At 73.1% G+C, this 12283-nt stretch carries 11 protein-coding genes; 5 read left to right on the forward strand and 6 right to left on the reverse strand.

The genetic code is table 11. From position 1 onward, the window contains the following. Window positions 1–91: 91 nt before the first annotated feature. Genes OG985_RS09330 through OG985_RS09340 form a run of 3 tightly spaced genes read right to left on the reverse strand, consistent with a single transcriptional unit; the run spans window position 92 to window position 1379 of the window. On the reverse strand, window positions 92–475 hold the full coding sequence (locus OG985_RS09330) for a hypothetical protein (protein ID WP_371667793.1): 384 nt from the start codon (window positions 473–475) through the stop codon (window positions 92–94). 8 nt (window positions 476–483) lie between these two features. Beyond that, window positions 484–1098 (reverse strand): DUF4232 domain-containing protein, encoded by a 615-nt coding sequence (locus tag OG985_RS09335; protein WP_371667794.1) that lies wholly within the window; start codon window positions 1096–1098, stop codon window positions 484–486. Further along, window positions 1098–1379, reverse strand: coding sequence for a hypothetical protein (locus OG985_RS09340; protein ID WP_371667795.1), 282 nt, complete (start codon window positions 1377–1379; stop codon window positions 1098–1100). The genes OG985_RS09335 and OG985_RS09340 overlap by 1 nt, the downstream gene beginning before the upstream one ends. 253 nt (window positions 1380–1632) lie before the next feature. Here OG985_RS09340 and OG985_RS09345 point away from each other — a divergent pair, with 253 nt between their 5' ends. Together OG985_RS09345 and OG985_RS09350 are read left to right on the forward strand one after the other, a co-directional pair. Next, complete coding sequence (locus OG985_RS09345; protein ID WP_371674314.1) at window positions 1633–2490, forward strand: AAA family ATPase; 858 nt, start codon at window positions 1633–1635, stop codon at window positions 2488–2490. Next, a complete protein-coding gene (locus OG985_RS09350; RefSeq protein WP_371667796.1) occupies window positions 2487–3857 on the forward strand; it encodes a VWA domain-containing protein in 1371 nt (456 codons plus the stop codon). The genes OG985_RS09345 and OG985_RS09350 overlap by 4 nt, the downstream gene beginning before the upstream one ends. 84 nt (window positions 3858–3941) lie before the next feature. Here OG985_RS09350 and OG985_RS09355 read toward each other — a convergent pair whose 3' ends face one another. From OG985_RS09355 to OG985_RS09365, 3 genes are all read right to left on the reverse strand, one after another. Then, the gene (locus OG985_RS09355; protein WP_371667797.1) at window positions 3942–4307 is read right to left on the reverse strand and encodes a cupin domain-containing protein; all 366 of its coding nucleotides are present in this window, start codon (window positions 4305–4307) and stop codon (window positions 3942–3944) included. Window positions 4308–4529: 222 nt separating this feature from the next. Continuing rightward, window positions 4530–5558 carry a pyridoxal-phosphate dependent enzyme gene (locus OG985_RS09360; RefSeq protein ID WP_371667798.1) on the reverse strand — a complete coding sequence of 343 codons (1029 nt, stop codon included), beginning with the start codon at window positions 5556–5558 and terminating at the stop codon, window positions 4530–4532. Continuing rightward, complete coding sequence (locus OG985_RS09365) at window positions 5555–6268, reverse strand: transcriptional regulator (RefSeq protein ID WP_371667799.1); 714 nt, start codon at window positions 6266–6268, stop codon at window positions 5555–5557. Before OG985_RS09365 ends, OG985_RS09360 begins: the two co-directional genes overlap by 4 nt. A 335-nt stretch (window positions 6269–6603) precedes the next feature. On the opposite strand from OG985_RS09365, the gene OG985_RS09370 reads away from it, so the two are divergent. The 3 genes from OG985_RS09370 to OG985_RS09380 all read left to right on the forward strand — a co-directional run bounded on the left by OG985_RS09370 (window position 6604) and on the right by OG985_RS09380 (window position 12266). Next, window positions 6604–7770 (forward strand): sugar MFS transporter, encoded by a 1167-nt coding sequence (locus OG985_RS09370; RefSeq protein ID WP_371674315.1) that lies wholly within the window; start codon window positions 6604–6606, stop codon window positions 7768–7770. Between the two features lie 339 nt (window positions 7771–8109). Beyond that, window positions 8110–9873: a beta-galactosidase gene (locus tag OG985_RS09375; RefSeq protein ID WP_371667800.1), complete on the forward strand. Its 1764-nt coding sequence runs from the start codon at window positions 8110–8112 to the stop codon at window positions 9871–9873. Then, window positions 9873–12266, forward strand: coding sequence for a beta-galactosidase (locus tag OG985_RS09380; protein WP_371667801.1), 2394 nt, complete (start codon window positions 9873–9875; stop codon window positions 12264–12266). Before OG985_RS09375 ends, OG985_RS09380 begins: the two co-directional genes overlap by 1 nt. The last annotated feature ends 17 nt before the right edge of the window (window positions 12267–12283 follow it).

Here is a 12283-nt window from a genome sequence, read left to right on the forward strand (position 1 = left end):
GAGGGGTGGGCCGCTTCCGCGGGGCGCGTCGGTGCCGATGCTGCCACGATCGGCAGCCCTTGCGCGCCCACCTCGTCGCCACGGTTGTCACTCAGGGATTCCAGTAGGTGGAGAGGGATCCGATGAAGGCCGCCCCGGCGGTGAGCAGGACGAGCTGGGTGGCGGCGGCGGTCCAGAGACGCCAGGCCACCGCCATTCCGACGGTGACGGCCTCGACCCTCCAGAGGAACCGCACGCAACCCGGCTGGTAGGTGGCGCCGTTCGGGTCCATCATCCCGGGGTAACCCAGCCAGTCCTCGGTGAAGACGCCCTCGGTGCCCAGGAGCAGGATCGCCCCGACGAGGAGGAGGTCGGCGATGACGAACACCGCGGTGAGCGCGCCGTCCGCCTGCCGATGGCGCCAGGACCTGCGCAGGAGGCGCCGGAGCAGTCCCGGCGGCGGGCCGCCCGCGACGGACGTGTCCTCGGTCTTCACGGAACTCCTCATGAGGCGTCGGGAGCGGTGGCCCGCCATGCGCTGACACCGAGCCTGCCCGTGGTGCCGAGATCGAGGCCGCCGTCCGGTGTCACGAGGAGCGGAAGAGCGCCGGGCCTCGCCTCCACAGTCAGATACGGCACGTCGACCGGGCCCCCCACATCGGTGACGGTGTTGCGCCACACCAGCCCGGCTGTCGCGGTCTCGCCGGGGCGCAGCGACACGGCCCGCGGGGGGTCGTCGAATCCCGGCAGTCCGGTGATGCCACCGCTTCCGTGGATCATCGACACCCCGGTGACGGTCTGTTGGTCGTCGTCGAGCAGGCGGAGCCCGGGGTAGCCCTTGACGCGGTAGGTGTCCGTGCCGCAGTTCAGCAGCGTGACGTCCATGGCGCGCAGGCCCATCGCGGCGTCCACCGGGCCGGCGGTGACGCGGATGCCGGTCGAGCAGGCCTCGGACGGCTCCGGCCCCGGCCCCGGCCCCGGCGACTCCCGTGACGCGCCCTCGCCGGTGTTCCGGGCGGACGGGTCGTCGTACGTCAGGTCTCCCACGGTCCAGATGAGGGAGGTGGCGGCGATGCCCGCCACGACGCACAGGGCCGCGTCCCGCAGCCGGGTCGCCATCAGTGACCGTAGGCGGGCTCGACGCAGCCGCCCTCGAGGTAGGGGCCGTGGGCCTCGATCGCGCTGTCGTGGCCGGGCAGCAGCGTGCCCTCGACGCACACACCGCCGAGGCCGAGCGTGAACCGGACGCCCTCGCCGTGGGGGGCGAGCCGCTCGACCTCCCTGTCGCCGTAGCCGAGCCGGGCGAGCGCGGTGTCCACCCTGCCGCAGCCGGCCAGGCCGAGAACGCCCACGAGGGCGAGAGCGGGCGCGGGCGCCCGACGAACAGTGGTTCTGCGCATCCCCCGAGTCGATCAAGCCCGTCCCCGCACGGCTGTGACGGAGGCCACACCTCCGGTCACAGCCCTGTCACAGCTCCTCCCGAGCACCACACTCCCGGCAAGGGAACCCGTGACAGGGGCGCTGAACAAGCGCTTAGATAGTGACGTCGCGGTAGGCGACAACAAAGCACGTGACATCGAAGTGCGTGACGTCGCAGCAGGTGACGTCGCCATGGGTCGGACCCCGTCCGCGCCGAGCTGGAGGCCCCCGTTGCTGTTCACATCCGTCGACGACGTCTCCGCCCGGCTCGCCGAGACCGGCTACCTCGCCTCGCCCGCCGTCGCCACCACCGTCTTCCTCGCCGACCGCCTCGGCAAGCCGCTCCTGGTGGAGGGCCCCGCCGGGGTCGGCAAGACGGAGCTGGCCAAGGCCGTCGCCGAGGTCGCGGGAGCCCGACTGGTCCGCCTCCAGTGCTACGAGGGCGTCGACGAGTCGCGGGCGCTGTACGAGTGGAACCACGCCAAGCAGCTCCTGCGCATCAGCGCGGGCCGCGACGAGACCTGGGACGAGGCACGCACCGACATCTTCAGCGAGGAGTTCCTGCTTCCCCGCCCACTGCTCACCGCCATTCGCGGGGACGAGCCCAAGGTGCTGCTCATCGACGAGACCGACAAGGCGGACGTCGAGGTCGAGGGCCTGCTCCTGGAAGTACTCAGCGACTTCCAGGTCACGGTCCCCGAACTGGGCACGATCACCGCGACCCGCCGCCCCTTCGTCGTCCTAACCTCCAACGCGAGCCGCGAGCTGTCCGAGGCCCTGCGCCGCCGCTGCCTCTTCCTCCACATCGGCTTCCCCGACGAGGAGCTGGAGCGCCGGATCGTACGGCTGAAGGTGCCGGGCCTCGACGCGGCGCTGGCCGAGTCGGTGGTCCGGGTGGTCGGCGCGCTGCGCGCCCTGGACCTGCGGAAGGTGCCGTCGGTCGCCGAGACCGTCGACTGGGCGCGGACCCTGATCGCGCTCGGCGCCGACACGCTCGGCGAGACCGTCGTACGCGACAGTCTCGGCGTCCTGCTCAAGCACCAGGAGGACATCCTCAAGGCGGCCGCGAAGCTCGACCTGGACGCCCTGTGACCGCGCCCTCCGAGATCACCACCCGGCTGACCGGCTTCGCCGCCGCGCTCCGCTCGCACGGCATCCGCATCGGCACCGGCGAGACCGTGGACGCGGCGCGGGCGGTGGCGGCCCTCGGGTTCGCCGACCGCGAGCGGCTGCGCGAGGGGCTGGCGGCGACGCTCCTGCACGGAACGGGCCAGCGGCAGGTCTTCGACCCGGTCTTCGACCTCTACTTCCCGCAACGCGTCGGCGCCCCCGCGGCGGAACGCGAAGGGGAGCCCCAAGACCGCGACGACCTGCGGGACCGGCTCGCGGCTGCGCTCGCGGCCAACGACCCCGCCCTGCTGGGCCGGCTGGCCGTCGAGGCGGTCGACGGCTTCGGCGGATACGGCTCCTCGCCGGGGTCGGACGGCTGGTCGTCGTACCAGACACTCGACCGGCTGCGGCCACAGACACTGCTGGCGCGCGTGCGTGACGGCGTCCGGGCGGGGAGCGGCGGAGGGGCGTTCGCCGACCGGCTGCTCGACGACGAGATCCGGCGGCGCATCGAGGCGTTCCGCGCGATGGTCGCCGCGGAGGCCCGGCGCCGGGTCGCGGAACGGCGTGGCCGGGAGGAGATCGCCCGGCGGGCGGTGGCACCGACCGCCGACCGGGTCGACTTCCTGTTCGCGGGCAAGGCCCAGCTGGCCGAGTTGCGCCGGACCGTGCAGCCGCTGGCGCGCAAGCTCGCCACCCGGCTCGCGGCCCGCCGTCGCCGGGCCGCCCGCGGCAGCATCGACCTGCGGCGGACGCTCCGGGGTTCCCTGTCGACGGGAGGCGTGCCGATGCGGCCCGTGCTGCGCAGGCGGCGCCCCGTCCGCCCCGAACTGGTGCTGCTGTGCGATGTCTCGGGCTCCGTGTCGGGTTTCTCCGACTTCACGATGCTGCTGGTGCAGGCGCTGCACGACCAGTTCAGCAAGGTGCGCGTGTTCGCCTTCGTCAACCGGATCGACGAGGTGACCCGGCTGCTCGTACACGGTGCGGCGGACCCCGAGGGGCTGGGAGCGCGCATCCGGGCGGAGGCGACGCTCACGGGCTGGCACGGCAGCAGCGACTACGGGCTCGCGCTGGGCGAGTTCGCGGAGCGCTACGACGAGGCGGTGGGCCCGCGCACCACCGTGTTCGTGCTCGGTGACGCCCGTACGAACATGAGCGACCCGAACCTTCCGGCCCTGCGCCACATCGGGGAACGGGCCCGCCGCGTCTACTGGTTGAACCCCGAGCAGCGCTCCCAGTGGGGCACCGGCGACTCCGCCGCTCCCGAGTACGCCGAGCTGGTCGAGATGCACGAGTGCCGCAACGCACGCCAGCTGGGCGAACTCGTCACGCGCCTGCTGCCGGTGTGACCCGGCCTCCAACACCGGGCGCGGGGGCGCGAACTGCCGCAACCGACGGAATCGTCGGATACGGCAGCCGATGGTTGGTCGGGCCTAGTCGTTGCCCGCCTTCGCGTACTCCTGCGCCATGCCTCCCGCGAAGTCGTACACCACGCACTGCTCGTCGCCGACGACCCAGGCGTCGTGTCCGGGCGCGACCACGAAGACGTCGCCGGGGCCGAGTTCGCCCTCTCCGCCGTCGTTCATGCGGATGTGCATGCGCCCTTGGACCACATAGCCGTTGTGGTGGACCTCGCAGGTCTCGGTGCCCGCGATGGGGCCCACGGACTCCGTCCAGCGCCAGCCGGGCTCGAAGGTGGCCACGGCGAAGTCCAGTCCGCTCATGTGGACCGCTTCGAGGTGGCCCCGGGGGAAATCTCGTCGCTCGTCCGGCTTGTCGAGCGTCTTCACCTCAAACATGACCGCTCTCCCTTCCGGCCGTGTCCGACACGGCCGGGGCCGGTCTCCGTCACCCGGCCGCCCCACGCGGCACCGGCGGGGGCCGGGCCCCACCCCTCCATCGTCCGCCTGTCCATCCGGGACGGCCATTCGGGTGAGGGAGAGGGGAGGCGGGAGAGGGGTGGCGTTGAGGGGAAGGAGGGGTGGGGCGGGAGCCGGTGGCCGGTGGCAGGGGCGGCTGGGTCAGCCGGCGTTGCCTCCGCCTCCGCCCTCCCCGTCCCCCGTGCTTCCGCCTACGCCTCCGCCTCCGCAGAGGAGGGCGAAGCGCTCGGCGTCGATGTTGCCACCGGAGAGGATCGCGCCGATCCGTCGCGGGAGGGGGCCCGTCCGGCCGGTCAGCAGGGCCGCGAGCGGGGTGGCACCACTGGGCTCCACGACGATCTTCAGCCGTTCGAAGGCGAACCGCATCGCGTCCCGGATCTCGTCGTCGGACACCAGCGCGATGTCGTCGACGAGCCGCCGGTTCACGGAGAAGGTCAGCTCCCCCGGCGTGTCGAGGGCCTGTCCGTCGGCGATGGTGCGCGGTACCGGGACGCTGACGCGCCGCCCGGCCGCGAGGGACCGCTTGGTGTCGTCCCCGGCCTCCGGCTCGACCCCGATCACCCGGATCCCGGGGTGCAGTCCCTTGGCCGCCGTGGCACTGCCGGCGATCAGCCCACCGCCGCCGACCGGTACGACCAGAGCATCCAACTCCCCTGATTCTTCGAGGAGTTCGAGCGCGGCGGTGCCCTGTCCCGCGATGACGTGCGGATGCTCGTAGGGCGGGATGAGGGCGAGGCCCCGCTCGGCGGCCAGGGCCTCGGCGACGGCGACGCGGTCCTCGGTGTAGCGGTCGTACGTCACGATCTCGGCCCCGTAACCGGCGGTGGCCTCCCGCTTGGAGCGCGGGGCGTCCTCCGGCATGACGATCACCGCGGTGGTGCCGAGTTCCCGGGCGGCGAGGGCGACGGCCTGGGCGTGGTTCCCCGAGGAGTAGGCGGCGATGCCCCGGGCGAGCTGCTCCGGCGTCAGGCGCGCCGCCGCGTGGTAGGCGCCGCGGAACTTGAAGGCTCCCACGCGCTGGAAGTTCTCGCACTTGAGATGGACCTCCGCGCCGACGAGGGCGTCGAGGGTCCGTGAGCGCAGCACCGGAGTGCGGTGTGCGACGCCTTCGATGCGGGCCGCGGCCGCACGGACGTCGTCGAGGGTGACCGGTGGGGTCGTGGTCGTCACGCGTGTCCTCCGTCGGGTGTCGGGTGGTCGGTGGCGCGGGACTGTGCGAGGTAGCTGTAGGCGGAGGCGCGGGAGATGCCGAGCCGGGCGGCGACCTGTTCGACCGCGCGGCGGACGGCGAACACGCCGTGCTCGTCCAGGCTGCGGAAGAGGTCGAGGCGCCGTGTGCGGTCGAGTGCCGCCCAGGTGAGGTTCTGCCGGAGCCGGTGGGCGTCGAGGATGGCGTCGACTACGGAGTCGATGTCGTTTCCGAAGGTGGTGACCGGCGGCTCGGCGGGGCCGGGGGTGAGGCCGGCCAGCGCGCCGAGCAGGGTGTGGGCCTCGGTGACCGCGGTGACGTCGAGGTTCACGCAGAGCGCACCGAAGACGGTGCCCGTCGAGTCCCGCAGCACCATCGTGGACGACTTGACCAGCTTGCCCGAGTCGGTGCGGGTCAGGTAGTTGAGCTCGTCGGCCGCGTCGTCGCCGCGGGCGAGGACGCGCAGGCCGATCTCGCTCATCGCCCCGCCCACCGCCCGCCCGGTCACCGTGCCGGCGACGGCGACCACCGAACTCTCCGGCCGCCGGTAGTCGTGGAGGACCACCTCGCACACCGGGCCGAACGTCGCCGCGATACCCGCGACGGCGGGGGCCAGCGCGGCGAGGATCGCATCCCGCTCCGCGTCCGCACACGCCTCCGCGCTCGTGCCCGCGTTCACTTCGACCACCACGGGACGGCTCCCTCCGGTCTCCACCAGGAGTTCCAGACTACACATCCAATGATTGGACTGACAGTCCAATCCGCATGCCGGCCCTTGCGCGCGCGTCGGCCCGTCGCGGCGGCCGCGCACCGCGGATCCTGGCGCGCTCCGGCCCCGCCCCCGCATCGCCACGGACCTCTTGACGGGCGTGATGTTACCGGTAACATCGCTGGCGTCGGAGTGAGCGAAGGGGTGTCCGCGTGGCAACGGAAAGACGGGCTGTCGACAGCGGCCGACCTGTGTCATCCGCATCGTCCGCAGCGGTCGCGCCTTCCGGGCGAACCGCTCCACCGCCCGACCCGCACATCCCCGTCTCCGTCTTCAGTCCGGCCGCCGTACTCGCGTCCTGCGTGGGCTTCGTCCTCATCGGCGCGCTCCAGGCCCTGTACGGTCCGGCGATCCCCGCCCTCCGCGAGGAGTTCGGGCTGACCCCCTCGGCCGCGGGGCTGGGTCTGAGCGCCCACTTCGTCGGCGGGGTGGCCGGAGTGCTGCTCTTCGACCGGCTCTACGGCCGGATCGGCAACCGGCGGATCCTCGGCGCCTCGTACCTGCTCATGGCCGTCGGCGCGGCGGGCTTCGCGCTGGCGCCGAACTGGCCCACGGCGCTGGCGACGGCGCTGCTGGCCGGGCTCGGCTTCGGCGGCATCGACTACGGCCTCAACCAGCTGTTCGCGACCGGCTTCGGCGACCGTTCGGCGGCGATGCTGAACATCCTGAACGCGCACTTCGGCGTGGGCGCGATCCTCGGCCCGGTGCTGATCGGCGTGGTCGGTGCCGAGCACTACCCGGCGGTGTTCCTCGCCTTCGCGGTCGCCAACCTGCCCCTGCTGCTGTGTCTGCGAGGCGTGCGCGACCGGCCGCCCACGCAGGCCGGGGAACTCCCGGCGCCCGCTGCCGGGGGCGGGCAGGTGCTCGGCCGCAGTCTGGGCTCGGTGCTCGCCGTGTTCGTCGCCCTCTACGTCCTGCACGTGGGCATCGAGGCGGGCGTCGGCGGCTGGGAGCCGACCCATCTGGAGACCGTGGGATACGGCTCCGGGGTCGCCGCGACGGCCACCTCCGTCTACTGGCTGATGATGACCGCGGGCCGCTTCCTGGTCGCTCCGATCGCGCTGCGCTTCTCCGCGCAGGCCATCATCACCGTGTCCTGCGCCGGCATGACGGTCTGCCTGTTGCTGGCATCGGTGCGCGAGCTGGCCCCCTACGCCTACGCGGGCGTCGGTCTGTTCATCGCGCCGATCTTCCCCACCGGCCTGCCGTGGCTCAACAGGGCCGCCCCGCGGGCCCGGCGGGCCGGAGCCCTGGTGATCGCCGCGTCCATGGTCGGGGGTGTGGCCGCGGGACCGCTGCTCGGCAGGGCGATCGAGGGCGCCGGGGTCCGCGCGGTCCCGCTGCTGCTGTGCGGCGTCTCCGCGCTGTGTCTGGCCGCCACGCTCTGGCTGATCCGCAACACCCGGCCGCACCGGCCGCTGTGACATGGGGTCCCCACCACTGACCGCGCGCGACACCCGATGCCAGCCGAGAAACCCGGCCCATCAGACCCGTGAAGCCCCACAAGCCACTCGACGCCCGCACCGCCGGCACCACTCGCACCTCTGACATCACCCGCACCAACGGCACCACGACACCGCTGACGCCACCCGCACCGCGGCATCGCGGCACCGTGGCATCACTCGCACCACCTGCACCACCCGCACCGCGGCATTGCGGCATTGCGGCATTGCGGCATCACCCGCACCCCCTCACCACCCGCACCACCCGCACCACCCGCACCACCCGCCGAGCACCTCCCGCCATCCGAAGGGAAGCCCCGCATGCCCGCTCTGACGACGACGTCCGACGGATTCCTCCTGCACGGCGAACCGTTCCGGATCATCTCCGGGGCCATGCACTACTTCCGCGTCCACCCCGACCAATGGGCGGACCGGCTGCGCAAGGCCCGGCTGATGGGGCTCAACACGGTGGAGACGTACGTGCCCTGGAACCTCCACCAGCCGGCGCCCGACGGCCCGCTCATGCTCGACGGCTTCCTCGACCTGCCCCGCTTCCTGCGGCTGGCACAGGCGGAGGATCTGCACGTCCTGCTGCGCCCCGGGCCGTTCATCTGCGCCGAGTGGAACGACGGCGGGCTGCCCGCCTGGCTCCTCTCCGTCCCCGGCATCCGGTTGCGCAGCAGCGATCCCCGCTTCGCCGAGGCCTTCGACGGCTACCTCGATCTGCTGCTGCCCGCGCTGCGGCCGCAGTGGGCCGCGTCCGGCGGCCCGGTGATCGCCGTACAGCTGGAGAACGAGTACGGGGCGTACGGCGACGACACCGCGTACCTCAAACACGTCGAGCAGGCCCTGCGCGGGCGGGGCGTCGAGGAGCTGCTGTTCACCTGCGACCAGGCCAACTCCCGGGATCTGTCCGCCGGCAGCCTGCCCGGCGTCCTCGCCACCGCGACCTTCGGCAGCCGGGTCGAGGAGCATCTCGGCGCGCTGCGGGCGCACCGGCCCGAGGGGCCGCTGATGTGCTCCGAGTTCTGGATCGGCTGGTTCGACCACTGGGGCGGACCCCACCACACGCGGGAGGCGGGTGACGCGGCGGCGGACCTCGACCGGCTGCTGTCGGCCGGCGCGTCCGTCAACATCTACATGTTCCACGGCGGCACCAACTTCGGCCTCACCAACGGCGCCAACCACCACCACGCCTACTCCCCCACGGTCACGTCGTACGACTACGACGCGGCACTCACCGAGTGCGGCGACCCCGGCCCCAAGTACCACGCCTTCCGCGAGGTCATCGCCCGCCACGCGCCCGTGCCCGAGGAGCCCGCCCCCATGCCGGGCACCAAACTCCCGCTCACGACAGTGGAGTTGGACCGGCGGGCGCCACTGCTGCCGTATGTCCGCGGCCTGCCGGGGGCCGTGCGCGGCGACGGTCCGGCGACGATGGCCGAACTCGGCGTGCACAGCGGCCACCTGCTCTACCGGACCACCGTGCCGGCCGCCGGGGACGGCCTGCTGCACTTCGCGGGCGGGGTGGGCGACCGCGCCCAGGTGTTCGTGGACGGTGCCCCGGCCGGCGTGCTGGAACGGGAACGCCACGACGAGACCCTCCCCGTCCGGGTGCCGCGCGCGGGTGCCGTGCTGGAGGTGCTCGTGGAGAACCTGGGCGGGGTCAACTACGGACCGCGCACCGGGGCGCCCAAGGGGCTGCTCGGCCCGGTGTCCTTCCAGGGCGCCGCGCTGCGCGACTGGGAGTGCCGTCCGGTGCCCCTGGACGACCTGGCGGCCGTACCGTTCGCTCCTTCCTCCGCCGCCACGGACGCCGAACCCGCCTTCCATCGCGGGACGTTCGAGGTCGAGTCCCCCGCCGACACGTTCCTGTCGCTGCCCGGCTGGACCAAGGGCCAGGCGTGGGTCAACGGCTTCCACCTCGGCCGCTACTGGAATCGCGGGCCGCAGCACACGCTCTACGTGCCCGGCCCGGTCCTGCGCCCCGGCGCCAACGACCTCGTCCTGCTGGAGCTGCACGCCACGACCGGCACGCGTGCGCTGTTCACCGACACCCCCGACCTCGGACCGGAGAACGTCTGATGCCGACGCCCCCGCACCACCTGCGCGTCCCCGCCGCCGCGGCACCCCCGCTGACCGGACACCTGCCCTTCACCGACGCTCCCGGGGTCTCCGATCCCATCGAGGTCACCAGCCGGTGGCTGGTACGCGGCGGCCGCCCCTGGTTCCCGGTCTCCGGCGAGTTCCACTACTCCCGCCACCCCGCGGCACAGTGGTCGGAGGAACTGCTGAAGATGAAGGCGGGCGGGGTGACCGCGGTCGCCAGCTACCTCATCTGGATCCACCACGAGGAGATCGAGGGCCGCGTCCGCTTCGACGGCGACCGTGACCTGCGGCGTTTCGCCGAGCTGTGCGCCCGGCACGGCCTGGACTTCATCCCCCGCATCGGCCCCTGGTCCCACGCGGAGGTGCGCAACGGGGGCCTGCCCGACTGGCTGCTGGCCCGTGACTGCACACCGCGCACCGACGACCCCGCCTACCTGGAACCCGTACGCGACTGGTTCGCGACGGTCGCCGGGCAGTTGGCCGGCCTCGACCGGGCGCACGGCGGCCCGATCGTGGCGATCCAGATCGAGAACGAGCTCTACGACCAGCCCGGCCACCTGCTCACCCTGAAGCGGATGGCGCAGGAGGCCGGACTCGACGCACCCCTGTGGACGTCGACGGCCTGGGGCGGGGTGCAACTGCCGCCGGACGAACTGCTGCCGCTGTACGGCGGCTATCCGGAGGCGTTCTGGACCGAGGCGGACGGCGGCTGGCCCGACACCTGCCGCAAGCACTTCTTCTTCACCCACCAGCGTGACGACGAGGGGATCGGCGCCGACCTGCGGCCGGCCACCGTGCGCGGCGGCGCACCGGACGCGTTCGCGGACCGGTTCCCCTGGGCCACCTGCGAGCTGGGCGGCGGCATGGCGGTGGCCTACCACCGGCGGCCGCGTGTCGACGCCGACGACATCGGCGCGCTGGGGCTCACGAAGATCGGCTGCGGCTCGGTCTGGCAGGGCTACTACATGTTCCACGGCGGCACGAACCCGCCCGGCGAGCTGACCACGCTCCAGGAGTCCCACGCCACGGGCTATCCCAACGACCTGCCGCTGCTGACGTACGACTTCCAGGCCCCGCTCGGCGAGTACGGCCAGTACCGGCCCTCGTACCACGAACTGCGCCTGCAGCACCTGCTGCTGGCGGACTTCGGCCATCTCATCGCGCCGATGGCGTCCGTGCTGCCCGAACGGCGGCCGACGGCGCAGGACGACCGGGACACCCTGCGATGGGCCGTGCGCGGTGACGGCGCCTCGGGCTTCCTGTTCGTCAACAACCACCAGCCGCACGAGCCGCTGCCGGACCACCCGGAGACGGTCTTCACGGTCGAACTGCCCGCCGCAGGCGGTTCGTTGACGCTGCCGAGCAGTCCCGTCACGGTCCCCACCGGCGCCTCCTTCTGCTGGCCGCTGCGGCTGGACGTCGCCGGGCTGCGGCTGGAGTGGGCCACCGCCCAGCCCGTGTGCACGGTCGACGCCGACGGACGTACGGTCCTGGTGCTGGCCGCCGCCGACGGCATCGTCCCCGAACTCGCCCTGGACGCCGCGACGGTGACGTCGGTCAGCGCGCCGACCGGTGACCTCACCCCCGTCGACGGCCGCGTCCTGGTGACCGGGCTGCGCCCCGGGACCGACGCCCTGGTCGAGGTGGAGACGGTGGACGGCGGACGGGTCGGCCTGCTGGTCCTGGACGCGGCCACGGCACGGACCGCCTACCGGGGTGTCGCCTGGGGTGCCGAGCGGCTGATCCTGAGCCGGGACGGCGTCGTCTTCGACGAACGGGCGGACGAGGTGCGGCTGCACGGCGGAGGCGCACGCCCGTCCTTCGCGGTGCTGCCCGCTCCCGGACGGGCACCGCTGGTGGACGGTACGACGGTGAGCGCGGCGGCGGACGGGGTGTTCACCCGGTACACGGCAGCCACCGACGACGTGGGCGGTCCAACGGCCGCGCGGATCACCCCCGTCAGGCCCGCCGGTCCCGCGCCCGACACCGTGACGGGCGTGCTGGGCCGGGCGAGCACGCCGGCGGACAAGCACTTCGACACCGTGGCCGCCGAGTACCGCGTCGACCTGCCGGACGACCTGCCGGCGGGCACCCTGCTGCGCGTCCACTGGACGGGAGACGTGGGCCGGGCCCACCTGGGGGACACCCTGGTCGCCGACCAGTTCTTCGCGGGCCGCGCGTGGGACATCGGCGTCGACCGCCTCCCCGCCGACCTGCCGCGCACCGACGGACTGCGGCTCAGCGTGCTGCCACTGCCCGCCGAGGCCCCCGTCCACCTGCCGTCGGACGCGGCCGGCGGAGCGCGGACGGCCGCCGTCACGCACGCCGAATGGATCACCGCGCGCACCTGGTCGGTGCGGGCGGGCTGACCGGGCGGGCGGGCTGA

It is taken from the genome of Streptomyces sp. NBC_00289 (assembly GCF_041435115.1).
In the GTDB taxonomy this organism is placed as follows: Bacteria; Actinomycetota; Actinomycetes; order Streptomycetales; family Streptomycetaceae; genus Streptomyces.